19 protein-coding genes and 2 tRNA genes are annotated in these 23,867 nt (G+C 66.4%); 13 read left to right on the forward strand and 8 right to left on the reverse strand.

Features of this window, described 5'->3' with window-relative positions; translation table 11 throughout:
- Positions 1-133 precede the first annotated feature (133 nt).
- A complete protein-coding gene (locus tag C4S71_RS06875; protein WP_103968668.1) occupies positions 134-1,891 on the reverse strand; it encodes a methyl-accepting chemotaxis protein in 1,758 nt (585 codons plus the stop codon).
- 93 nt (positions 1,892-1,984) lie between these two features.
- Entirely contained in the window at positions 1,985-2,800 is an 816-nt protein-coding gene (locus tag C4S71_RS06880) for an acyl-CoA thioesterase (protein ID WP_103968669.1), read from the reverse strand.
- A 62-nt stretch (positions 2,801-2,862) separates the two neighbouring features.
- Here C4S71_RS06880 and tadA point away from each other — a divergent pair, with 62 nt between their 5' ends.
- Complete coding sequence (gene tadA / locus C4S71_RS06885) at positions 2,863-3,354, forward strand: tRNA adenosine(34) deaminase TadA (protein ID WP_086511439.1); 492 nt, start codon at positions 2,863-2,865, stop codon at positions 3,352-3,354.
- On the opposite strand, the gene C4S71_RS06890 is transcribed toward tadA, so the two are convergent.
- The gene (locus C4S71_RS06890) at positions 3,331-5,307 is read right to left on the reverse strand and encodes a GGDEF domain-containing protein (protein ID WP_103968670.1); all 1,977 of its coding nucleotides are present in this window, start codon (positions 5,305-5,307) and stop codon (positions 3,331-3,333) included. The genes tadA and C4S71_RS06890 overlap by 24 nt on opposite strands.
- Positions 5,308-5,316: 9 nt before the next feature.
- Positions 5,317-6,786, reverse strand: coding sequence for a membrane-bound lytic murein transglycosylase MltF (mltF, locus tag C4S71_RS06895; RefSeq protein ID WP_103968671.1), 1,470 nt, complete (start codon positions 6,784-6,786; stop codon positions 5,317-5,319).
- A gap of 153 nt (positions 6,787-6,939) precedes the next feature.
- On the opposite strand from mltF, the gene purL reads away from it, so the two are divergent.
- Positions 6,940-10,890, forward strand: a complete 3,951-nt coding sequence (gene purL / locus C4S71_RS06900; RefSeq protein WP_103968672.1) for a phosphoribosylformylglycinamidine synthase — start codon at positions 6,940-6,942, stop codon at positions 10,888-10,890.
- Between the two features lie 115 nt (positions 10,891-11,005).
- On the opposite strand, the gene C4S71_RS06905 is transcribed toward purL, so the two are convergent.
- Positions 11,006-11,599 carry a hypothetical protein gene (locus C4S71_RS06905; RefSeq protein ID WP_146064587.1) on the reverse strand — a complete coding sequence of 198 codons (594 nt, stop codon included), beginning with the start codon at positions 11,597-11,599 and terminating at the stop codon, positions 11,006-11,008.
- Positions 11,600-11,821: 222 nt separating this feature from the next.
- On the opposite strand from C4S71_RS06905, the gene C4S71_RS06910 reads away from it, so the two are divergent.
- A complete protein-coding gene (locus tag C4S71_RS06910) occupies positions 11,822-12,616 on the forward strand; it encodes a crotonase/enoyl-CoA hydratase family protein (RefSeq protein WP_103968674.1) in 795 nt (264 codons plus the stop codon).
- Between the two features lie 10 nt (positions 12,617-12,626).
- The gene (locus C4S71_RS06915; RefSeq protein ID WP_255408510.1) at positions 12,627-14,501 is read left to right on the forward strand and encodes a DEAD/DEAH box helicase; all 1,875 of its coding nucleotides are present in this window, start codon (positions 12,627-12,629) and stop codon (positions 14,499-14,501) included.
- Positions 14,502-14,530: 29 nt separating this feature from the next.
- Here C4S71_RS06915 and C4S71_RS06920 read toward each other — a convergent pair whose 3' ends face one another.
- Positions 14,531-15,124 (reverse strand): bactofilin family protein, encoded by a 594-nt coding sequence (locus tag C4S71_RS06920; RefSeq protein WP_235014234.1) that lies wholly within the window; start codon positions 15,122-15,124, stop codon positions 14,531-14,533.
- 273 nt (positions 15,125-15,397) lie between these two features.
- On the opposite strand from C4S71_RS06920, the gene C4S71_RS22475 reads away from it, so the two are divergent.
- The 7 genes from C4S71_RS22475 to nadA all read left to right on the forward strand — a co-directional run bounded on the left by C4S71_RS22475 (position 15,398) and on the right by nadA (position 20,315).
- Positions 15,398-16,000 carry a bactofilin family protein gene (locus tag C4S71_RS22475; protein ID WP_160113366.1) on the forward strand — a complete coding sequence of 201 codons (603 nt, stop codon included), beginning with the start codon at positions 15,398-15,400 and terminating at the stop codon, positions 15,998-16,000.
- A 66-nt stretch (positions 16,001-16,066) separates the two neighbouring features.
- Positions 16,067-17,044 (forward strand): segregation and condensation protein A, encoded by a 978-nt coding sequence (locus C4S71_RS06930; protein WP_103968677.1) that lies wholly within the window; start codon positions 16,067-16,069, stop codon positions 17,042-17,044.
- Positions 17,041-17,934 carry an SMC-Scp complex subunit ScpB gene (scpB, locus tag C4S71_RS06935; protein WP_103968678.1) on the forward strand — a complete coding sequence of 298 codons (894 nt, stop codon included), beginning with the start codon at positions 17,041-17,043 and terminating at the stop codon, positions 17,932-17,934. Before C4S71_RS06930 ends, scpB begins: the two co-directional genes overlap by 4 nt.
- Positions 17,931-18,788, forward strand: a complete 858-nt coding sequence (rluB, locus tag C4S71_RS06940) for a 23S rRNA pseudouridine(2605) synthase RluB (protein WP_103968679.1) — start codon at positions 17,931-17,933, stop codon at positions 18,786-18,788. The genes scpB and rluB overlap by 4 nt, the downstream gene beginning before the upstream one ends.
- A gap of 78 nt (positions 18,789-18,866) precedes the next feature.
- A tRNA-Lys gene (locus C4S71_RS06945) sits at positions 18,867-18,942 on the forward strand.
- A gap of 31 nt (positions 18,943-18,973) precedes the next feature.
- Positions 18,974-19,049 (forward strand) — tRNA-Lys (locus C4S71_RS06950).
- A 237-nt stretch (positions 19,050-19,286) separates the two neighbouring features.
- Positions 19,287-20,315: a quinolinate synthase NadA gene (gene nadA / locus C4S71_RS06955; RefSeq protein WP_103968680.1), complete on the forward strand. Its 1,029-nt coding sequence runs from the start codon at positions 19,287-19,289 to the stop codon at positions 20,313-20,315.
- A 63-nt stretch (positions 20,316-20,378) separates the two neighbouring features.
- On the opposite strand, the gene C4S71_RS06960 is transcribed toward nadA, so the two are convergent.
- The gene (locus C4S71_RS06960; protein WP_103968681.1) at positions 20,379-21,836 is read right to left on the reverse strand and encodes a M48 family metalloprotease; all 1,458 of its coding nucleotides are present in this window, start codon (positions 21,834-21,836) and stop codon (positions 20,379-20,381) included.
- Positions 21,837-21,970: 134 nt separating this feature from the next.
- Between C4S71_RS06960 and C4S71_RS06965 the strand changes: the two genes are divergently transcribed.
- Together C4S71_RS06965 and C4S71_RS06970 are read left to right on the forward strand one after the other, a co-directional pair.
- Entirely contained in the window at positions 21,971-22,219 is a 249-nt protein-coding gene (locus C4S71_RS06965; RefSeq protein WP_086511425.1) for a sulfurtransferase TusA family protein, read from the forward strand.
- Positions 22,216-23,325: an AI-2E family transporter gene (locus C4S71_RS06970; RefSeq protein WP_086511424.1), complete on the forward strand. Its 1,110-nt coding sequence runs from the start codon at positions 22,216-22,218 to the stop codon at positions 23,323-23,325. Before C4S71_RS06965 ends, C4S71_RS06970 begins: the two co-directional genes overlap by 4 nt.
- A 60-nt stretch (positions 23,326-23,385) precedes the next feature.
- Here the strand turns inward: C4S71_RS06970 and C4S71_RS06975 are convergent, their stop codons facing one another.
- Entirely contained in the window at positions 23,386-23,862 is a 477-nt protein-coding gene (locus C4S71_RS06975; protein ID WP_103968682.1) for a peroxiredoxin, read from the reverse strand.
- Between the last annotated feature and the right edge of the window lie 5 nt (positions 23,863-23,867).

A 23,867-nucleotide genomic window follows, 5' to 3' on the forward strand; every position in this document is an offset into this window, starting at 1 on the left:
TGCGCCGTTCAATGCTCTGTCACCGCCAGAGTCTGCCAAGCGAACAGCCGTGACCGGTCTTTACTGAGCGACGGGCAGAGCAAGTGACTGGCCAGGGCGGGCATCAGCCCGCCCTGGCTGCTGTCGGAGCGCCTCAGAAGGTTTCCCACTCCTCCTCGGCCTGACGTGCCTGTCGCGGCTTGGGGTCCGCGGCAGGGCGAGGCAGTGCGGCACGCGGCTTGGCCGCTGTGGCAGGCCGCTGTGCCGTAGCCTGAGCATGCCCATCCTCGCCGAGCACGAAGGTGCCGATCAGTTCGCTGAGGTGCTGAGTGTGGCGGCGCATCTCGTTGGCGGTGGTGCTGGTGTGCTGCACCATGGCGGCATTCTGCTGGGTCATGGTATCCATCTCGGCCACGGCAGTGTTGATCTGGCCGATACCCGCGTTCTGCTCCCGGGCTCCGGCGCTGATCTCGGCGATGACGTCATTGACCCTTGCCACGCTGGTCACGATCTCGCGCATGGTCTCGCCGGCGCGCTGAACGATAGCGCTGCCGTCGCGGGCGTGGGTCACGGAAGCGTCGATCAAGGCGCGTATTTCCCGGGCCGCTTCGCCCGACCGGCTGGCCAGCGAACGGACTTCCTGGGCCACCACGGCAAAGCCGCGACCGTGCTCGCCGGCCCGTGCCGCCTCGACCGAGGCGTTGAGCGCCAGGATATTGGTCTGGAAGGCGATTCCGTCGATCAGGCCGATGATCTCGGCAATGCGCTTTGAGGAGGTGTCGATGTCGCTCATGGTGCGCTCGACCTGCTGCATCGCAGCCTCTCCTTCGCGGGCGACCTGGGAGGTGGCGATGACCAGCTGATTGGCCTGTTCGGCCGATTCGGCGCTGTGGTTCACCGTGGCGGTGATCTCCTCCATGGAGGCGGAGGTCTCCTGCAGGTTGGCGGCGGCCTGCTCGGTACGGGTGGCCAGCTCGTCGCTGCCCTGGGCAATCTCCTCGGCGGCCTGGTGCACGCTGGTGGTGCTACGCCGCACGTCGCGCAGGGTCTCCTGCATGCGTGCAACGAAGGCGTTGAACTGGGCGGCCAGCTCGCCGATCTCGTCGCGGCTCTCGATTTTCAGACGACGCGTCAGATCGCCCTGGCCCTTGGCGATGTCGCGCATGGCCTCGGCGGTGCGGCGGATGGGCTGCACGGTGCGACGTACGAGCCACACCGAGACCGCTGCTACGGCGATGAAGATCGCAAGCCCGGTGAGGGCGGAAATCAGGATAGAGCGGCGCAACTCCGTAGCTGCAAGCACTTCGGCTTCGGCCATGGAAGCGTCGATGTCGGTGATGTAGACACCGGCGCCCAGCATCCAGTCGAACTCGGGCACGTTAGTGGCGTAAGAGTACTTCGGCTCGATGTCGTTGGTGCCGGGGTACTCCCAAGGGTAGGCATAGAAGCCGCCACCCTGCCGCGCGACGTCGATCAGATCGCGAATGATATAGGCGCCGTCCGGTGCCTGAACGCCGAGCATGTTGGTGCCTTCGCGGTGGGGCATGGGGGCGGTGGCGACATTGAGCCCGTCGTACTGGTAGGCGAAGACGTAGTTGTTACCTTCGAACTGGATGGCGCGCACGATTGCTGCGGCACGCTCGCGCTTCTCGCCATCGCTCAGGCTGGCATCCTGCAGGATGGGCCGTATGGCCGTGCGGGCGCTCTCGACGACGTCGCGAACGCCGGCTTGGCGAGTCTCGATCAGTAGCTGCCGCTGGCGGTCGAGGGTGTCCTGGCTGCTCTGGATGCGGCTATAGGCATCCAGGGCCACCAGACCGACGGTCGTCAAGAACAGAGGGAGAAGTACCAACAACAGGATACGGGCCTGCAGGCCCAGCGCAGAGGAGGCTTTTATGGCCGATTCTTTCATGTTTATTGATCTCGGGACTAAGTAAGGCTTGTACGGGAGGCAAGCGCTTACTTACATCGGCCGAAAGCCATGAAACTTGACGGTAAAATGCCCTTAACCTTGGTCGCGTAGCCGGGTCAACCCCTCCTGGGCGGTAGAGGCCACCAACCGGCCGCTGCGGTCATAGATGCTGCCGCGGGCAAACCCTCGGGCACCGCCGGCCCAGGGGCTGTCCATGTCGTAGAGCAGCCAGTCGTTGACCTGCACGTCGTGGTGGAACCACAGCGCGTGGTCGAGGCTGGCGATCTGCAGTTTGGGGTCGCGGAAGGTGATACCGTGCGGCACCAGCGCCGTGGTCAGCAGGTTGAAGTCGGAGCTGTAGGCCAGCAGATAGCGGTGCAGGGCCGGGTCGTCGGGCAGCTCGCCGGTGAGCCGGAACCACAGCCGCTTGCGTGAGGGCTGTCCCGGCTCGGCCTCGTCGCCCAGGTGCAGGAACTCGATGGGGTGGCCGGGAAAGCGCTCCAGCCGGGCGCTGGGAGCCAGGGCCTCGGGCGTTGCCAGTTGGGACATCGCCATCTGGTGGGCGATGCTCTCTTCGCGGCCGTGGAAGGAGGCGCTGCAGAAGAAGATCGGGCGCCCCTTCTGAATGGCGGTGACACGCCGGGTGGTGAAGCTGGCGCCATCGCGTACGCTGTCGACCTGATAGACTACCGGGCGGTGAGGGTCGCCGGGACGCAGGAAGTAGCCATGCAGCGAATGCGCCTGGCGCGAGGCATCCACCGTGCGGGTGGCCGCCGAAAGCGCCTGGCCGAGTACTTGGCCGCCGAACAGCTGTGGCAGGCCCAGGTCCTGGCTGTGGCCGCGGAACAGGTTCTCCTCGATTTCTTCCAGGCCGAGCAGGGCGACGAGCTGGTTCAGGGCGTCGGACATGTGGCTTCCTCAGGGCGTATCATACGGTTGTTTCAGGCATCAGCATAACGGAGTCCGCGCCGATGCGCAGTGACGAATTCTACATGCATCGGGCGCTGGACCAGGCCCGTGAAGGGTTGGCGGCCGGCGAGGTGCCGGTGGGGGCGGTCGTGGTGAGTCCGGCCGGAGAGATCGTGGGAGCGGGATTCAATGCGCCCATTTCTGGCCACGATCCCAGCGCTCATGCCGAGATTCGCGCCCTGCGCGATGCCGCCCGGCGGCTGGGCAATTACCGCCTGGAGGGCTGCACGCTCTACGTCACCCTGGAGCCCTGCCTGATGTGCACCGGGGCGATCATCCATGCGCGCATCGCCCGCTTGGTCTATGGGGCGGCAGAGCCGCGCACCGGCATGGTGGAGTCCAAGGCCAACCTGTTTGCCCAGCCCTGGCACAACCATCGGGTCATGGTGGAGGGCGGCGTGCTGGCCGCGCGTGCCGCCAAGCTGCTCAAGGCCTTCTTCGAGGCCCGTCGGGAGCGTGACGAAGCGGCATCAGGCCCGCTCGGCGATCACTAGTGGCGGAGCCGCCTTGACCCGGTTGCGGCCCTCGGCCTTGGCGCGATAGAGGGCATCGTCGGCGGCCTGCATGATGACGGCAACGTCCAGCGGGCCGTCGACCAGCGTGACCACGCCGATGCTGGCAGTCAGGCGCTGACCGTCATGATGCAGCAGCTCGGCATCCAGTAGTTGGCGGCGCAGCGTATCGGCGATTTCCAGCGCTCGCACGGCATCGACCCGTGGCAGGCAGGCGACGAACTCCTCGCCGCCGTAGCGGGCGAACAGGCCGCCAGTCGACTCGATCAGCTCGCGCCCGATCTGGCCCAGGTGAACCAGGTAGCGGTCTCCCACCAGATGGCCCTGGTGATCGTTGATGCGCTTGAAATGATCCACATCGCAGATCAACACGCTCAGCGGACGCTGCACGGCGTTGGCCTCGAGCGCCTCCATGAACAGGCGTCGGTTGGGCAGCCGCGTCAGTTCGTCATGCCGGGCCAGCCATTCGACCTCTTCCTGAAGCTGGCTGCGCATGCGGATTTCGCGGCGCAGCACCCGGTTGGTGTCGCGTACCCGCCGATGCTGGCGTGCCAGGCGGGTATAGCCGTGCAGCACCAGGTAGAGCAGGTAGGCCAGGGTAAGTCCGGTGATCAGCGTGACCACCGGGTGACGCGGCAGGCGCTGCAGCAGTCGGGCGTGGCTGGGTTGGACGCTGAGCAGCAGCGGAGTGCCTGCCACGTCGAGCTGTGCCTGGTGCTGCCACGGCGCGAGTCGTGTGTCAGGCGCCCGGCTGGCCAAGACCTGCCCCCCCTGGCTGAGGACCAGGCCGAAGTGCTGGCTGTCGACCTCGCTGAACAGTGTCTCGGCCAGCATCGGCAGGCCGATGACCATCGCCACGGCGCCGAGGGTGCGCCGTTCGTCGAGAGGGATCGGCAGGTAATGAATGATGCCGGGCACCCCCTGCAACAGCATGATCACGTCGGTGCGGCCGATGCGCTGTTCGAACAGTGCGCGACTGACGGCCTCGCGCCCGGCAGGCTGAGCATCGAAGAGGCGTGCGCCCAGCACTTGAAGGTTGATCTCGCTGGGTGGATAGACGCGGGTGAGGCGGCTTTCGGGGTCGACGAAGGCGATGTTGAGCAGGTAGCGAAAATCGCGATGATACAGCGTTGCCTGGCGCGACCATTCTTCCTGGCTGGGGGGCGCATCGAAAAGCGTCCAGACGTTGGCGAAGCGTTCCACCGCCGTCAGGTGATCCTGCACTTCCCGCGTGAAGCGCTGCCCGAGCTGCCTGGCTTCCGCCGCGACGGTGCCGTGCAGCTCCCGCTCGGTCACGTTTTTCTGGTGGTACCACAGCAGCAGCACGGCCAGCACGAGCGTCAGTGAGGGTACCAACGCCCGCCTGAGTGGCGCGGCATGGAGTCGCCAGCCCGGCAGTGCGGCCACGCTCAGGCCGGTCAGCAGCAGCGCCAGGGACAGCGTGCTCCAGAGGCCGGCCGCAGTTCGCAGCAACGGCGCACCCGATCCGGCAGCGTCGAGCAGCCCCTGCGCGCTCAGCAGCACGGCCATGATCAGCAGCAGCGGGCCGCCAAGCGTGGATTGAGAGTGGGTGGCGATGAGTACGGCCACGAGAATCAGGCTCAAGGTCGTCAGCAGTGCCGGACGCCATGCTTCCAGGGTCATGCCCTTGGCCAGGCCGTGGCTCATGGCGTCCCAGCTCTCCAGCGTCACCCAGTATTCCGGCAGGGCATAGCTGGCCAGGGCCAGCAGCAGCGGCAGCATCACGACACTTACCACCCCCTTGGCCAGCGACCGCCCACCCAGCAGCATCATCAACTGGGCCAGGATGAGCAGTCCGGCAAGGCCCAGCGTGACGCGCTCGTGCAAGGGGGGCTGGTCGCCGCCCACGCCGACGAGCCCCAGGGTGAGGGGAACGAAAGCCAGGCTGGTCAAGAGGGCGGCGTGGCGGGACATGAGCACCCTCTACTGGTGGAGGGGAGAGATGATATCGAACAACGGGAACTCCTCCTCCTCGCCATTTGACGCTTCGTTTAACTGCAGATACTGCTGCTGGCTACGGTCGACGTACGACAGAATCTCGTAGTAGCGCCGGATGTTGCGCACGTAGATTACCGGCTCGCCGCCCCGCGCATAGCCATGGCGGGTCCTGCTGTGCCATTCGCGCTTCTGCAGCAGCGGCAGCGCCTCGCGTACGTCTTCCCAGAGATTCGGGTCGCCACCCAGTTCTTCGGCGATACGGCGGGCATCGTACAGATGGCCGAGCCCGACGTTGTAGGCGGCCATGGCCATGTAGAGGCGGTCGTCGCCTTGTATCGACTCGGGCAGCCGATCCTTTAATTGACGCAGATAGCGTGCCCCGCCGTCGACGCTCTGCGCCGGGTCGAGGCGGTCGCTCACGCCCATCTCGCCGGCGGTGGGCAGGGTTAGCATCATAAGCCCCCGGACACCGGTAGGCGAGGTGGCCTCAGGGTCCCAGTGCGACTCCTGATAGCCCAGCGCCGCCAGCAGCTTCCAGTCGAAGCCGGTGTTGCGCGCCGCTTCGCGAAACAGGTCGGCATAGGTGGGCAGGCGCTCGTTGAGGTGTGCGATGAAGACCCGCGCGCCGACGTACTCGAGATAGTCGTCATGGCCGAAGTGGCGGGCCACCAGCTCGTCGAGCACGCCTGCCTGTTGCAAGCCGTAGAGGAAGCGGTTGGCCGCCTGTTGCAGCCCCAGGCCGCCGTTGGCGGGAAAGGCCCAGGCCATGGAGAGGGGGTTGCCCAACGGGAAGCCACGCTCGACGCCGGGGAAGAAGATCCGGTTGATGCGGAACTGATGCTCGAAGACCACGGCGGCGTCCAGGTAGCCGCTTTCCACCTGGCTCAGCAGCTCGGCGACTTCCACCTCCGAGGATTCGCGCCATCCCAGCTCCGGATGTTCCCCCTGCAGCTCGCGCAGCACGCGATCGGTGCCCGAGCCGCGGATGGTACCGATGGTCAGGCCGGAGAGGGCTTCCGGGTCGTTGACCGGGGGCAGGCCGCGCCGATAGACCAGCAACGGTTGCAGGTCGAGGATTGGACGACTATAGATAAGGTCGGGCTGGGTCAGATCCAGCGGCAGGGCCGCCGCCGCCAGATCGCCCTCCTGACGCACCGCGTCCAGCGCGCTCTGGATGTGGTGCCGGGCGTCCAGCGTCAGGCTGACGCCGAGATACTCGGCGAAACGGCGCATCAGCTCGTACTCGAACCCGGTCGGGCCGTGACGCCCCTCATAATAGGTGGTTGGCGTATTGCGCGTATGGATGCTGATGAAGTCGCGCTCGCGCACCTCTTCCAGCAGGCCGCTGACAGGCTTGAAATGGCGGTAGGGGGTCAGGCACAGGATGACTCCCAGCAGCAGCACGGCGGCCAGGCGCAGACGGCTCAGCAATGTAGGATTCGCGAACTCGGGCATTCAGCTGACGATCGGCGATGAGAGCTTCACGATAACGGCCCGAGACACGGCTGTCATCCGCTGCATTTCGTCTGCCCGTCGCTTTCCAGTATCATAGCGCCTTTCTTCGCCGCCGCGCGGCCCTTCCTCCGCTTGCTTCAGAGGCTTCAAGACATGCTCGAACTTCGAGGCGCGCCTGCCCTTTCCGCTTTCCGTCACGACAAGCTGCTGGCTGCCCTGCGCGCACGGGTTCCCGAGGTCGAGTCACTGCACGCTTCCTACGTGCACTTCGTGGATCACGACGGTGAGCTATCCGACGATGAACGGAGTCTGCTCGGCCAGTTGCTCGACTATGGCGCCAAAGATGGCGCCCAGGGCGAGGCCGACGGCCAGCTGTTCCTGGTGGTGCCGCGTATCGGTACCCAGTCGCCGTGGTCGTCCAAGGCCACCGATATCGCCCGCAACTGCGGCCTGGCGCGGGTGCGCCGCCTCGAGCGGGGCGTCGCCTATCGCGTGGCGCTCAAGGCGCCGATGTCGGAAGCGGCCTTCATGGCGATTCGCGAGACCCTGCACGATCGCATGACCGAGAGCGTGCTGGTCGATGCCTCCGATGCCGCTCAGCTGTTCGCCCATCACGAGCCGGCCCCGCTGGGGCGGGTGGACATTCTCGAGGGCGGCCGTGCGGCGCTGGAGCAGGCCAACGTCGCGCTGGGCCTGGCCCTGGCCGAGGACGAGATCGACTATCTCGTCGAGGCGTTCCGCGAGCTTGCGCGCAACCCCACCGACGTCGAACTGATGATGTTCGCCCAGGCCAACTCCGAGCACTGCCGACACAAGATCTTCAACGCCGACTGGGTGATCGACGGCGAGGCGCAGAGCCATTCGCTGTTCAAGATGATCAAGAACACCTACCAGGCCTCGCCCGGCGACATTCTCTCCGCCTACAGCGACAACGCCGCGGTGATCAAGGGCAGCGAGGCGGGGCGCTTCTTCGCCGCACCGCTGACCGGCAAGGCCGCCGAGCGGGCCGTCTACGCTGCGCATCGCGAGCCGATCCATATCCTGATGAAGGTGGAAACCCACAACCATCCCACCGCCATCGCGCCCTATCCGGGCGCGGCCACCGGTGCCGGCGGCGAGATCCGCGACGAGGGGGCCACGGGCATCGGCTCCAAGCCCAAGGCGGGTCTGACCGGCTTCACCGTCTCCAACCTGCGTATTCCCGAGTTCGTCCAGCCCTGGGAAGCCTTCGACTACGGCAAGCCCGAGCGCATGCAGTCGGCGCTGGCCATCATGCTCGAAGGACCCATCGGCGGGGCCTCGTTCAACAACGAGTTCGGCCGCCCCAACCTGACCGGCTACTTCCGTACCTACGAACAGGACATCCTGGGTGCCGGTGGCATCGAGCGGCGCGGCTATCACAAGCCGATCATGATCGCCGGCGGCTACGGCAACATTCGCGAGGGCCACGTCCAGAAAGGCGAGATTCCGGTCGGCGGCAAGCTGATCGTGCTGGGCGGCCCGGCCATGCTGATCGGTCTGGGCGGCGGTGCCGCCTCGTCGATGGCCTCCGGCGCCTCCAGCGCCGACCTCGACTTCGCCTCGGTGCAACGCGACAACGCCGAGATCGAACGCCGTGCCCAGGAAGTGATCGATCGCTGCTGGGCGCTGGGCGAGGCCAATCCCATTCGCTTCATTCACGACGTCGGCGCCGGTGGGCTCTCCAACGCCCTGCCGGAGCTGGTCAAGGACGGCGGCCGTGGCGGCCTGTTCGATCTGCGTGCGGTGCCCAACGCCGAGCCGGGCATGAGCCCGCTGGAGATCTGGTGCAACGAGGCCCAGGAGCGCTACGTGCTGGCGGTGGCACCCGAGGATCTCGACACCTTCGATGCGCTGTGCAGGCGCGAACGCTGCCCCTACGCCGTGGTCGGCGAGGCCACCGAGGCCCACCACCTCGAGGTGCGCGACGGCCACTTCGAGGCCCAGTCCATGGCCAGCAAGCCGGTCGATCTGCCGATGAGCGTGCTGTTCGGCAAGCCGCCCAAGATGCAGCGCGAGTTCCGGCGCGAGTCGCTGGAGCTGCCCGGCGTGATGCTCGACAACCTCGATCTGCGCGAGGCCATGGATCGCGTGCTGCGGCTGCCCACGGTAGCCTCCAAGAGCTTCTTGATCACCATCGGAGATCGCTCCATCACCGGCATGGTGGCCCGCGACCAGATGGTCGGCCCGTGGCAGGTGCCGGTGGCCGACGTCGCCGTGACCACGGCGAGCTTCGACACCCACGCCGGCGAGGCGATGGCCATGGGCGAGCGTCCACCGGTGGCGCTGATCGACCCCGCGGCCAGCGCCCGTCTGGCGGTGGCGGAGACCATCACCAACCTGGCGGCTGCGCCGATCGCCAAGCTGTCCGACATCAAGCTCTCCGCCAACTGGATGAGCGCCGCCGACCATGTCGGCGAGAACCAGGCGCTGTTCGATGCCGTGCATGCGGTGGGCATGGAGCTGTGCCCGCAGCTCGGCATCGCCATTCCGGTGGGCAAGGACTCCATGTCCATGCGCACCGCCTGGCAGGCCGAGAACGACAAGGGCGAAAGTGAAGAGAAGAGCGTCACCGCGCCGCTGTCGCTGGTGGTCACCGGCTTCGCCCCGGTCACCGATGCGCTGAAGACCCTGACCCCGCAGATCAACCTGGAGCAGGACGAGTCCGATCTGATCCTGATCGATCTGGGGGGTGGCAAGAACCGTCTGGGCGGCTCGGCGCTGGCGCAGGTCTACGGTCAGCTCGGCAACGAGTGCCCCGATCTCGACGATCCCGAGGATCTCAAGGCATTCTTCGCCGTGATCCAGGGGCTCAACGCCGACGGCAAGCTGCTGGCCTATCACGACCGCAGCGACGGCGGTCTGCTGGTCACGCTGCTGGAGATGGCCTTTGCCGCCCATGCCGGCCTCGAGATCAAGCTCGACTGGCTGATCGACGAGCCGACCCAGGCGGTGGATGCGCTGTTCGCCGAGGAGCTCGGTGCGGTGATCCAGGTCAACCGTCAGTACACCGAGGAGGTGCTGGCCCAGTTCGCCGCTGCGGGTATCGAGACCTGTGGCGTCATCGCCCGGCCGCGCTACGACGACCAGGTGCGCGTGACCCTGTTCGAGGAGCCGCTGCTCGAGACCACCCGGCTGCTGGCCCAACGCACCTGGGCCGAGACCAGCTATCGCATGCAGGCGCTGCGCGACAACCCCGACTGCGCCAAGAGCGAGTTCGACGGCCTGCTCGACGGTCGCGACCCGGGCCTCTCCGCGAGCCCCACCTTCGACGTCAACGAGGACATCGCGGCGCCGTTCGTCAACACTACACGCCCGGCGGTGGCCATCCTGCGCGAGCAGGGGGTCAATGGACACCTGGAGATGGCCTGGGCTTTCCACCACGCCGGCTTCGAGGCGGTGGACGTGCACATGAGCGACATTCTCGCCGGGCGTGTCGATCTTGCCTCGTTCAAGGGACTCGTGGCCTGCGGCGGCTTCTCCTATGGCGACGTATTGGGCGCCGGCGGTGGCTGGGCCAAATCGGTGCTGTTCAACCCGCGGGCGCGGGAGCAGTTCGCGGCGTTCTTCGAGCGCGACGACAGCTTCGGCCTCGGCGTGTGCAACGGCTGCCAGATGTTCTCCCAGCTGAAGGAGTTGATTCCCGGCGCCGACAGCTGGCCGCGCTTCGTACGTAATGAGTCCGAGCAGTTCGAGGCCCGGGTGGCGCTGGTGCAGGTGGAGCAGAGCCCGTCGATCCTGCTTGCCGGTATGGAAGGCTCGCGGCTGCCGATCGCCGTGGCGCACGGTGAAGGGCGCGCCGAGTTCCGCGATACCGCTCACCTGCGCAGCATGCAGGGCAGCGCTCAGGTCGCCCTGCGCTACGTCGACAACTACGGCCAGGTCACCACCCACTATCCGTCCAACCCCAACGGCTCGCCTTCCGGCATTACCGGGCTGACCACGCCGAATGGCCGGGTGACCATCATGATGCCGCACCCCGAGCGGGTGGTGCGGGCGGTCACCAACTCCTGGCGGCCCGCGGAGTGGACCCACGACGGCGCCTGGATGCGGCTGTTCCGCAATGCCCGGGCTTGGCTGGGCTGATCAGGCCCGTCATTCGCAAATGAAAGAGGCGGCCACTGGCCGCCTCTTCGCTTCATGCTGTTCTGGCTGATCCCTGCCTTGGTCTCGCTGACTCCGAGGGGCGGGATTGATGCCCTCAGGCGCGCTGTTCCATCTGCCTCGGTTCGCTGCGTGAAGCGACGAAACCCTCCAGCACCACATGCTCTGCCTGCTTCTGCTTGATGATTGCCGTCTGCGCCGGGTACAGCGCCGTCACGGTGCTGGCTTCGCGCAGATGCCTGTGGAAATGCAGAGAGTGCTCGGCATCGATGACCGCCTGGGCCAGGGTCTCGTGTGCCTGTAGCGGTGTATCGATGAACAAGGGCGGCGACATGACCTGTGCGGCCTGTTTGATGGCGTCGTCCGGCAGGCCCAGTTGGCGCGAAAGCCGGCGCAACTCCTCAACGCGCATTTCGCACTGGATGCCGAGTGAGGCCATCAGGCGGCTGACGGAGGTGTCGAAGGGTAGAAAGCTGAAAGCAAGCCTACGGTATCGGTTCACCTCGGCGCGTTCGTGGGTTTCGGCGAGTGTCAACAGCTCATCCAGCGCCAGGGCCCGCCTGGCGATCGTTATTGGTCTTTCTGGCATGGCAGTGTCCTCTTGTCGGAGGCTGAGCATCGGCTGCATCCCTGCTGATCCGCAGCGCTGGAATGATGCTCGAAGTGTGCCCCCAGTTTGCATGACCTTCATCAATCTTCGCGACGTTTAGGTCTGAAGAACCAGTGATTCCATCCACCGGTGTGACGCGAACCACCCGCTTCCCATCGCCCTCGGGTGGTCTCGTCCGACACGGCACTGAGTTTTCACTATAGTCGAACTGCGGAAGAATCCATGAAGAAAAATGCAACGAAGGTTTGACAACTGTAGTCGTCGCGCCAGACTGCCGGGATCAACGGCAAGAGGCTGCGAGACATGACCAGGGAAGTCTTTCATGAACGGGTGACGCTGGCATTTCAGGATCATGTCGCCGAGGTGACGTTGGCGCGACCCCGTGAGCACAACGGCCTCGATTGGGCGATGATCGACGCTCTGTTGGCGACGCAGCGGCGCCTGGCCGAGCTCGAGGGGCTGCGCGCCGTGGTACTGCAGGGAGAGGGCGAGAGCTTCTGCGCCGGGCTCGACATGGCGGCGATCATGTCTCGTCCCGAGCGGCTGCCCTCGCTGCTGGCGCCCGATGAGCAGGGCATCAATCCGGTACAGCGCCTGGCGCTGGGCTGGCGCGATGCCGGCGTGCCGGTGATTGCCGCGCTGCACGGGCACGTCTACGGCGGCGGGCTGCAGATCGCCTTGGGTGCCGACGTTCGCGTGGTGCATCCCGAGGCTCGGCTGGCACTGCTGGAGATCGTCTGGGGCATCATTCCCGACATGGGCATCAGCGTGACCGGTGAGAGCATTCGCAGCGACGTGCTGCGCGAGCTGGCCTGGACCGGGCGCAAGGTGGCAGGACACGAAGCGGTGTCGCTCGGTTTGGCCACGCGTTTGGCCGACGACCCCCGGCGTACCGCGCGAGACATCGCCACCGCGGTGGCAGCGCGCTCGCCCAAGGCAGTGGCTGCAGCGCGTGAACTCTTCACCCGCGCCCCCGCCATGTCAGAGCGCGAGCGCCTGGCGCTGGAAGCCAGCCTGCAGCGCGGCCTGCTCGGCGGCGAGGAGCAACTGGAAGCGGTGGCGGCCAGGATGGCCGGCCGCGAGCCGCGCTTCACCTGACCTCGAGCACGTGAGAACCGTCGCCCCACCCGACACTGCGGCCCCTTCGCTGCGCCCCTACCAGCAGGAGGCGGTGCGCCGCGTGGTAGTGCACTTCCGCGCCAGCGACGAGCCGGCGGTGGTGGTGCTGCCTACCGGCAGCGGCAAGTCGCTGGTCATCGCCGAGCTGGCGCGACTCGCCCGCGGGCGGGTGCTGGTGTTGGCCCACGTGCGCGAGCTTGTGGAGCAAAACCACGCCAAATACCTGGCCTACGGTCTCGAGGCGGATATCTTCAGTGCCGGTCTGGGGCGCAAGGAGAGCGCCCGCCAAGTGGTGTTCGGTTCGGTACAGTCGGTGGTGCGCCACCTTTCGCGCTTCGACGCATCTGCTCCGGAGCAGGGTCGTTTCACCTTGCTGGTGATCGATGAGTGCCACCGCGTCGCGCCGGACAAGGACGCCAGCTATCGCCGCGTGATCGAAGCGCTCAGGCAGGCCAATCCGCAGCTCAAGGTGCTGGGCCTGACCGCCACGCCCTATCGCCTGGGCCAGGGTTTCATCTATCACCGCCACCATCACGGCATGGTGCGCGGTGACGACGACTGCTTTTTTCGCGACTGCGTGTTCGAGCAGCCGCTGCGGCTGATGGTCAAGCAGGGCTATCTGGCCGAACCCAGGCGCGTGGACGCCGCCGTGGAGCGCTACGATTTTTCCGCGTTGGTGCCGGGGGCGGGCGGATTGTTCCGGGAGGAGGAGCTCAACCGGGTGGCGGCGGGCAACCGCGCCACGCCGGGTATCGTCGCGGAGATCGTCGAGCGCGCCGCTAGCCGCCAGGGTGTGATGCTGTTCGCCGCCACCGTGGCCCACGCCGAGGAGGTGCTAGGCTACCTGCCGGCCGCCGAGGCGGCGCTGATCACCGGCGAGACGCCGTCGCGCGAGCGTGAGCGCATCATCGCCGCCTTCAAGGCGCGCGAGCTCAAGTATCTGGTCAACGTGGCGGTACTCACCACCGGCTTCGACGCACCTCATGTCGACCTGATCGCCATTCTGCGGCCCACCGAGTCGGTGAGCCTCTATCAGCAGATCGTCGGTCGCGGCCTGCGCCTTGCCTCGGGCAAGCGCGACTGCCTGATCCTCGACTACGCCGGTAACCCCTGGGATCTCTACGCGCCGGAAGTGGGCAGCCCGCGCCCGGCCTCGGACACCGAGCCGGTGCAGGTCGAGTGCCCCGCCTGCGGTCACGCCAACCTGTTCTGGGGCCGCAAGGAGGGCGAGATCGTCATCGAGCACTTCGGCCGCCGCTGTCAGGGGCTTGTCGAACGCGCCCGAAGCCGCGCTCAAAGCGAAAAAACAGCAACGACAGCGGGTGGCGCTGATAGAAGGCATGGCGCGGCTTCGGGCGCCTGTAAACCGGAGCAGTGTTCGTTTCGTTACCGCTTCAAGGTGTGCGGCGAGTGCGGCGCCGAGAACGACATCGCCGCGCGGCGCTGTCACGGCTGTCAGACCCTGCTGGTCGATGCCGACGACAAGCTCAAGGAGGCGCTGCGCCTCAGGGACGCCCGGGTGCTGCGGGTAGCCGGCATGCAGCTCGAAGCTACCGTCAACGGCCGCGGGCTGCCGCGGCTCAAGGTCACCTACCACGACGAGGATGGGACGAGTCTGAGTGAGTGGTTCGCCCTGGAAACTCCGGCACAGCGTGCCGCCTTCGCGGCAGTGTTCCTGCGCGATCATCTGCGCGCGCCGGGGGTGCGCTGGCAGCCGACCAGCGCCGAGGAGGTCATCGCCGGGCGCCGTCGCCTGCGCCATCCCGACTTCGTGGTGGGGCGCAAGGTGGGGCGCCACTGGCAGGTGCGCGAAAAGCTGTTCGACTATACCGGGCGCTATCGCAAGGCCGAGGCGGTGGAGTGAGGCCGACACTCACGCCGCGAACGGCATGATCAGGTCGAGCTTTCCGCCGGCCGGGCATCGTCCTCCAGCTCAGGGGCGCTGAGGGGCTCATCGGCGACGCTTTCCGCTGCACTGCCGTCGCTGACCTCGAGCGATGGGGTGGAGCGGGGCCGTCGGTTGGTGGCGGGCTCGCCGAACGCGCTCTTGAGCAGTTCGTGCTCGGGATCCATGTCGATGCTGCCCTGGAAGGTGCTGCCGTCCTCGAGCATCAGGCATGGCGCGACGATCATTCCCCGAACGCTGGCACCCTTGTGAATGGTGGCGCGATGCGACGCCACGAGGTTGCCCTCGATTTCGCCAGAAACGTGCAGGGTGTGGGCGTAAACGTCACCGTTGACGCAGCTGCCGCTCCCCAGAGTGACGGTGTTCTGCTTGCAGATGATGGTTCCCTGTACGTATCCCGCCACGGTCAGATCTTCATCGGCATCGATGTCGCCCTGCACGCGGGTGTGGCTGCCGATGATCGACACGCTGGGCCGTGTCGCCGAGGTCTCCTGCCGAGGCGGCAGGGAATGGCCGCTGGCGGAGGCGACGACGTCCGTTGCCACGGCTTCCGGTTGACGAGCCTTTGTCTTGTGGAACACACAAACCTCCTGGAGATGAGAGTCTCGATACCCGGCGTCTTGAATCACGTTGCCCCCTGGGCTCGGTATTTCCCCTATACTCGACCGATTCTCGTGCGTCGTCGTACCGAACCCTTACCACTGGGCATGTGGGAGATCGAACATGGGTCGAACGAGCCTACCTCGCTTTCGGTGACGGCAAAGCGTAGAGCTGGGCGGGATCCAAGGGGTATTTTTCGGCACCGCCCCCGGGAGCGAGGATCTATAAGAACACTCCAAGACATGGAGAAGGGCATGGGCATTCAGACATGGTTCATCTTTCTCGGCGTGGCCGCCATGACGCTGATCGTCTGGGATGGCAGGCGACGCAAGGGCCAGCGCCGTGCAACGGAGGTCGGCTTGTCGACGGGGCTCGCAGCGCCCCTGCCGGCTGCTCAGGCAAGCCTGCAGGCGGTAGCGTCGATGAGCGAACCGGCAGGTGGGACGGCCAATGCCGAGGTGCAGAAAACGGTCGTGCCGCATGTCGAGGAGGGCAGCCGCATCGGTATGGCAACCCGCGTGCTGGGCAATCTCACCGCGCGCGAACCGGTCGTGATCAAGGGCAGCATAGAGGGCGCCGTCATCGCCCAGGATCATCATGTCATGGTGACGATGAGCGGCAGGGTATCCTCTCACCTGGAGGGCCGCGAGGTAAGTGTCGATGGGCAAGTGGCGGGCGTGGTCAAGGCCGGGGACAAGCTCACCCTGCTGTCGCGGGCTCGCGTCGAGGGGAGCTTGGCGGCCAGGCGCCTCGAGTGCCTCGCCGGTGCCCGCGTCCGGGGGGAGGTTGCGGCTCTGGGGCTGTCCGCTGGGGCACCGTTGGTGGCCTGTGCCCAGGCCGAGCCGGGCTTACCCTGACCCTGCACTCTTGCTAGACTGAGTGATCGACCTTCAGACCAGCCCAGCCGAGAGGCCAGCCCCCGCGTGAGCGAGACGCCCCCCACGGCTGTTGCCGAGCAGCCGGCCGCGAGCGACGCCGAGACCCAGTCGGCGGTGCTGGCGCGGCTGTTCGACGAGCCGATCACCGAGCTTCCCGAGGATCTCTACATCCCGCCGGAGGCGTTGCGCATCTTCCTCGAGGCGTTCGAGGGGCCGCTCGACCTGTTGCTCTACCTGATACGCCGTCAGAATCTGGACATCCTGGCCATCGACGTGGCGGCCATCACGCGCCAGTACATCGAGTACGTGGAGCTGATGAAGGCGATGGAGATCGAGCTGGCCGGGGAGTATCTGCTGATGGCGGCGATGCTGGCCGAGATAAAGTCGCGCACCCTGCTGCCGCGCCCGCCGAGAGAGGGGGGCGACGAGGCGGAGGAGGACCCCCGCGCCGAGCTGATCCGCCGCCTGCAGGAGTACGAGCAGCTCAAGAGCGCCGCCGAGGCGTTGGCCGAGCTGCCGCGAGTGGGGCGCGACTGGTTCCCGGCGCGGGCGGCGCTGCCGCCGCTGCAGGCCAGGGTGATTCATCCCGATGTGGAACTCGACGAGCTGCTCGGTGCGCTGGCCGGCATCCTGCGTCGTGCCGAGCTCAACCAGGCTCATCAGGTGGGGCGCGAAGTGCTCTCGACCCGGGAGCGCATGTTGGCCATCATGGATCGCCTGAGCCACGAACACTACACCCCCTTCGAGGCGCTGTTCACGCTCGAGGAGGGGCGCGCGGGGGTGATCGTCACCTTCATGGCCATCCTCGAGCTGGCCAAGGAGGCGATGATCGAGATCGTGCAGAATGCGCCGCTGTCACCGATCCACGTGCGCGCCCGGGCGCCGCGGGAGTACAGCGAGGAAGCGGCCTTCGACGACGAGGGGGCCGACGTCGAAAGTCCCTTTGCCGAAGTGGCCGAAGAGCCCGAAGAGCCCGGCGCCGAAGTGGAGGAGAGCATGCCCCGGGGAGATGACCGCCCATGACCGCCATGGAGCTGCCCGACAGTCTCGATGAAATTCTCGAGGCGGCGCTGCTGGCAGCGGCCGAGCCGCTGTCATTGGAGCGGCTCGAGAGCCTGTTCGACGACCATGAGCGACCCCAGCGGCGCAGCCTGCGCGAGGCACTGGAGCGGGTCGGGCTGCGTCACGAGCGGGGTGCGCTCGAGCTGATCGAGACCGCCTCTGGCTACCAGTTGCGCATTCGCCCGCGGCTTTCGCCCTGGGTGTCGCGGCTGTGGGACGAGCGCCCGCAGCGATACTCCCGGGCGCTGCTGGAGACGCTGGCGCTGATCGCCTATCGTCAGCCGGTGACCCGCGGCGACATCGAAGAGGTGCGCGGTGTGGCGGTGAGCAGCTCGATCATGCGCACCCTCGCCGAACGCGGCTGGATTCGCGTGGTCGGACAGCGTGACGTACCCGGTCGACCGGCGGTCTACGCCACCACGCGCCAGTTCCTCGACGACTTCGGCCTCAAGACCCTGGACGAGCTGCCGCCCATGCACGAACTCAAGGGCATGGCCGAGCCGCTGTTCGAGGACGAGGCGCCGCCGCCGCCCAGCCCCCTGCTGGAGCAGGCCGGCGAGACGGCGAGCGACGAAGAGGATGAGAACGCTACGCTCGACGACATCGAGGACGATGCCTTCGACGACGAGGCGTTCGACGAAGAACCCATGGACGAGCGTATCGCCGTAGAGGCTACGCTTGCCCCAACGACGGCCGGGACGGCCGACGAAGCACACGCCGGGAAGGCGTCCGACAGGCCGGGACTGAGCTTCGCCGATCTCGAAGCGCGCCTGGCCGAACGTGCCCGCACCAGCGTCGACGATGACGGCGGAGCGGGGGCGGAATCCACCGTAGACGAGAAGTCAGAATGACGAGCAACACGGAAAAACTGCAGAAGGTTTTGGCCCGTGCCGGGCTGGGCTCGCGCCGCGAGATGGAAGCGGCCATCGAGGCAGGGCGGATAAAGGTCAACGGCAAGGTCGCCACCCTGGGCGACCGCATCGAGATGCGCGACCGCGTCAGCTTCGACGACCGCCCGGTGACCCTGCGCGGGGCCGAGGAGACGCCGCGTCGCGTGATCATGTACAACAAGCCGGAAGGTGAGCTGTGCACACGCAAGGATCCTGAAGGCCGCCGCACGGTGTTCGAGCGTCTGCCGCGCCTGAAGGGCGAGCGCTGGATCGCCATCGGCCGCCTCGACATCAACACCAGCGGCCTGCTGCTGTTCACCACCGACGGCGAGCTGGCCAATCGGCTGATGCACCCCAGCACCCAGGTCGAGCGCGAGTACGCCGTGCGGGTCATGGGTGAAGTGCGCAAGGAGCATATCGTCGCCATGGTCGAGGGCGTGATGCTCGAGGACGGACCGGCGCGTTTCACCGACGTGCAGGAGTTCGGCGGCGAGGGCATCAACACCTGGTTCCACGTGGTGATCATGGAGGGGCGCAACCGAGAGGTGCGGCGGCTGTGGGAATCCCAAGGGCTGACGGTGAGCCGGCTCAAGCGGGTGCGCTACGGCAACATCTTCCTCGACAAGCGGGCCAAGGCGGGGGAGTGGGTTGAGCTGTCCCAGGACGAGATCGACGATCTGGCGCTCTCCGCCGGCATGGAGCCGCGCAAGGTGCCCGAGCTCACCCCGGACGAGAAGAACCGCTGGAGCCGCGACAAGAACAAGCGGCGCCCGGTGCAGGCGATGCGCAAGCCCAGGAATTCCAAGGGCCGTTGAACGGCGAACACAGGACGAAAGTCAAAAAAGTCCTTGCCAGTGCAGGGTGCGATCAGTAATATCTGCACCCGTTCGGAAGGGTCGTTAGCTCAGTTGGTAGAGCAGTTGGCTTTTAACCAATTGGTCGTAGGTTCGAATCCTACACGACCCACCATTCCGGACCTGGAAGCTTGTTTGCAAGTGCTGGGTCGTTAGCTCAGTTGGTAGAGCAGTTGGCTTTTAACCAATTGGTCGTAGGTTCGAATCCTACACGACCCACCAGATTCCACGCCCCCGACTCTTCGAGTCGGGGGCGTTTTTGTCATGCCTCGATCCTCGCTGGTGTGATGTAGGCGAAGAGGTGGTGTAGACGAAGAGGTGGTGTAGAATAGAGTGATGGGCTGCGATGGCGAGAGACGCCGACGACAGCCTCAGGCGCATCGCCCGTACGGAGCGTACGGTTCACGGTGCACCCGGTACACGCAGGGGGAGCCCCTGCCAGTCACGGTGGTAGACACGATGACGATCATGACTTCCCGAATCGAGGTGCGTGAACACCTCGCCCGCGCCTACTGTCCGACCCGCATTCCGGCCGAGGACGAGGCCCGCATCGACGAGATCAAGCGTCTGCTCGAGCTGCATAACGCAGTACTCGTCGCTCACTACTATACCGACGATGCGATTCAGCAGCTGGCCGAGGAGACCGGTGGCTGCGTGGCCGACTCGCTGGAGATGGCCCGCTTCGGTGCGCGTCACGACGCCGACACCCTGGTGGTGGCCGGCGTGCGTTTCATGGGCGAGACGGCCAAGATCCTGTCGCCAGAGAAGCGTGTGCTGATGCCCACCCTGGAAGCGACCTGCTCGCTCGACATCGGCTGCCCGGCCGACGAGTTCAGCGCCTTCTGCGACCAGCATCCCGACCGCACCGTGGTGGTCTATGCCAACACCTCGGCGGCGGTCAAGGCGCGCGCCGACTGGGTGGTGACCTCCTCCATCGCGGTGGACGTCATCGAGCACCTGCAAGCGCGCGGCGAGAAGATCCTGTGGGCACCGGACAAGCACCTGGGCGGCTACATCCAGCAGAAGACCGGCGCCGACATGCTGCTGTGGGACGGTGCCTGCATCGTCCACGAGGAGTTCAAGGCCAAGGGCATCGAGGACCTCAAGGCCCTCTATCCCGACGCCGCCGTGCTGGTACATCCCGAGTCGCCGGCTTCGGTGGTGGCGCTGGCCGACGTGGCCGGTTCGACCTCGCAGCTGATCAAGGCGGCCAAGGAGCTGCCGAACGACAAGCTGATCGTGGCCACCGACCGCGGCATCTTCTTCAAGATGCAGCAGATGGTGCCCGAGAAGACCCTGTTCGAGGCGCCCACCGCCGGTAACGGCGCGACCTGCAAGAGCTGCGCCCACTGCCCGTGGATGGCGATGAACGCGCTCGACAACCTGGCCGGCGCCCTGCGCGACGGCAGCGGCGAGATCTTCGTCGACGCCGAGCTGCGCCGGGCAGCGCTCAAGCCGCTGGAGCGCATGCTCAACTTCCAGAAGTAAAAGGGCGCAGCCCGCTTCTTGCCTTACGACCTCGAGGCCCGCGCACCAGCGCGGGCCTTGTCATTATCTAAACTTTTCCATGGTCTCGCGGTACCCCACAAAGGCCTCGCGCCGCTGCTCGATGCGCGCCAGGGCGTTGCCGTCGCCGCTCTGCTCGGCGACCTGGCGCGCCACGTCGAGCTGGCGAATGGCGCGCTGGATGTCGCCGGTGAGCTGCATGTGCTCGGCCCGGGCCAGATGCCCCCAGGCCTCACGGCCGCTACGCCCGGCGGCTTCGGCGAGCAGGGCGAAGACCTGCGGATCCTCGGGGCGCCGCTCGGAGAGGTCGCGCAGGATGCGATAGGCTTCGTTGGGCTCGCGCTGCAGCAGCGCCTCGCCCAGGGTGCGGGTGGCCGGCATGTGACCCGGCATCAGCCGCAGGATGCGTCGGCTGCGCTCGATGGCGTCGTCGTAGCGGCCGGCCTGGAAGGCGACGTCGGCGGCGCTGGCCGGGATGATGGCCAGGTCGGGCAATTCCTGGGCGATGGCATCGAGCTGGCTGAGGGCCGTATCGGTCTGGCCGTTGTGCGCGGCGATCAGCGCATCCAGATAGCGCCGCACAGCTGGCGGGGCGTCGCTCTGGGCCAGACGAGTCGCCGCCTGCTGCGGGTCGCGCTGATTCACCGTCAGCAGTGCCCTGGCGCGCACCAGGTGATAGCTTGGGTCGCCCTCGCGGGGGCGGATGGCTTCGAGCTGCGAGGCGCGGGATTCGGCGTCGCTGATACGCGATTCGGTCAGCGGGTGGGTGAGCAGGAACTCCGGTGGATTGCCACCCTGGAGGCTTACCTGGCGCTGCATGGCGCGGAACATGCGAACCATGGCCTCGGGATCGAAGCCGGCCTGGGCCATGGTCTGCAGGCCGAGTCGGTCGGCCTCCTGCTCGAAGCGCCGCGAGTAGGCCAACTGATCCTGAATGAAGGCGGCCTGGGAGCCCATGGCGGCGGCGATACCGGCATCGCCGCCACCGCTGGCGGCGATCAGCATGCCGGCCAGCATCGCCGCCATGGCCGGCAGTTGGGTCTGCTCGGCGCGCGCCTGACCGCGGGCATAATGGCGCTGCGACAGGTGGCCCAACTCGTGGGCCAGCACCGAGGCGACCGCATCCTCCTCATCGGCGAAGGCGAACAGGCCGGCATTGACGCCGATGACTCCGCCCGGCACGGCAAAGGCATTGAGCGTACGGCTGTCCACCAGGACCACCACCGAGCGGGTATCGGAGAGGCCGCTGTGGGGCAGCAGCCGGCCCAGCAGCGTTTCCACGTACTCCTGGGCGATGGGGTCCTGCCAGATCGGGGCCCGGGCATGGAACTGGCGCAGCCAGGCGCGTCCCAGACGAAACTCCTCGCCGGTCATGGCCTGGCTGGTGCCGGTCAGGCTGGGTAGACCATAGTCGTCCGTGGCGGTGGCCGGGGCGGCCAGGGTCAGGGCCAGCGTCAGGGCGGCAGCGCCAGCGGTCAGGCAGGTTCGGGTCTTGCGCAGCATGTGCCAGTCTCGTTCGAAGCGTCGGTCGGTTTCTCTCCGACATTGATTCGGCCTGCAAAGTGCCTTTAAATCTCAAGGGTTTTACGCTTTCCTGCAAGGCAGCGTGAACCATCGGCATTTTCCCGGGAGACGACATGGCTGTGCAACCAGATGATGTACTCGATGCCTGCGGTCTACCTTGTCCGCTACCCTTGCTCAAGGCGAAGCAGGCGCTGGCCCGGCTGAAGGCCGGCCAGGTGCTCGAGATCATGGCGACCGATGCCGGCTCCTGGCGCGATTTCGAGACCTTTGCCGACAACAGCATTCATGAACTGTTGCAGCGTGAAGAGCGCGGCGAGGTCTACCACTACTGGCTGCGCAAGGGCGAGGAGCTCGCTTCATGACCTTGCGTGAGGTATTCAAGGGCTGGATCGAACACTACTTCTCGGACGAGGAGGCGGTGATCCTGCTGGTCCTGCTGGTGCTCGGCTTCGCCGTGGTGATCCTGTTCGGCCGCATGCTGGCGCCCTTCCTCACGGCGCTGGTGATCGCCTTCCTGCTGCAGGGTGGGGTCAATGCCCTGACCCGGCGAGGCGTGCCCCATCTGCTGGCCGTGACGCTGATCTTCCTGGCCTTCATCGGCGTGCTGCTGGCCCTGGCGTTCATCCTGATGCCGTTGATATGGAATCAGCTCGTGGGGCTGGTGCAGGAGACGCCACGCATCGTGGCCAGCGGGCAGCGCTGGCTCGATGACGTGCAGGAGCGCTATCCCACCCTGGTCACGCCGGACCAGGTGCAGGAGTGGATCGCGGTGGCGGGGCGTGAACTGACCCAGTTCGGTCAGCGTGCCCTGACGCTTTCGCTGGCCTCGCTGGGCAACGTGCTGGCGCTGATCATCTACCTGGTACTGGTGCCGATCCTGGTGTTTTTCCTGCTCAAGGATCGCGAGCAACTGGTCGATTTCACCCTCTCGCTGCTGCCGCAGCAGCGTAACCTGATGACGCGCATCTGGCAGGAGATGGACACCCAGATCGCCAACTACGTACGCGGCAAGTTCGTCGAGATCATCATCGTCGGCACGGTGTCGTTCTTCACCTTCGCCTTCTTCGGCCTGCCCTATTCGGCGCTGCTGGCCGTGCTGGTCGGGTTTTCGGTGCTGGTACCCTATATCGGTGCCGCCGTGGCCACCCTGCCGGTGGCCGCCGTGGCGGGGTTCCATTTCGGCATGAGCGAGCAGTTCCTCTACGTGCTGATCGCCTACGGCGTGATCCAGGCGCTGGACGGCAACGTGCTGGTGCCGATCCTGTTCTCCGAGGCGGTCAACCTGCATCCGGTGTCGATCATCGTGGCCGTGCTGTTCTTCGGTGGCATCTGGGGCTTCTGGGGCATCTTCTTCGCCATTCCGCTGGCGACGCTGCTCAAGGCGCTGGTCTATGCCTGGCCAAGGGGCATTCGCCAATACCACGACTCACAGCAATCGGTGGAGCTGGAGCAATCCACCGAGGAGTAATGGGCAGCCACTGTCCGCCCGGCCACCGGCCGGGCGGAGCAAAACGCCCCGTGCGCTGTCTCACTTGCTGGCGTGGAGCTCCCGGGCGGCTTCCAGCACCTCCTGAGCGTGCCCCTTGACCTTGACGCTGCGCCACTCACGGGCGAGCTTGCCCTCGGCGTCGATCAGGAAGGTGCTGCGTTCGATGCCGAGATACTCCTTGCCGTAGAGCTTTTTCAGCTTGATGACGTCGAACAGCTTGCAGACTTCCTCGTCCTTGTCGGAAATCAGCTCGAAGTTGAAGGCCTGCTTGGTCTTGAAGTTCTCCTGGGCGCGAATGCCGTCGCGGGAGATACCGAGGATGACCGTGTCCACGGCGTCGAAGTCGGCCTTGCGGTCGCGGAAATCGCCACCCTCGGTGGTGCAGCCGGGCGTGCTGGCCTTGGGGTAGAAGAAGATCACGACCTGACGCCCCTTGAACTGGCCGAGGGAGAGGGTGGTGTCGCCGGTGGCGGGGGCGGTGAAGTCGGGGACGGGCTGTCCGATGGCAAGCGTCATGACGC

Source organism: Billgrantia desiderata, from assembly GCF_900108215.1.
In the GTDB taxonomy this organism is placed as follows: Bacteria; Pseudomonadota; Gammaproteobacteria; order Pseudomonadales; family Halomonadaceae; genus Halomonas; species Halomonas desiderata.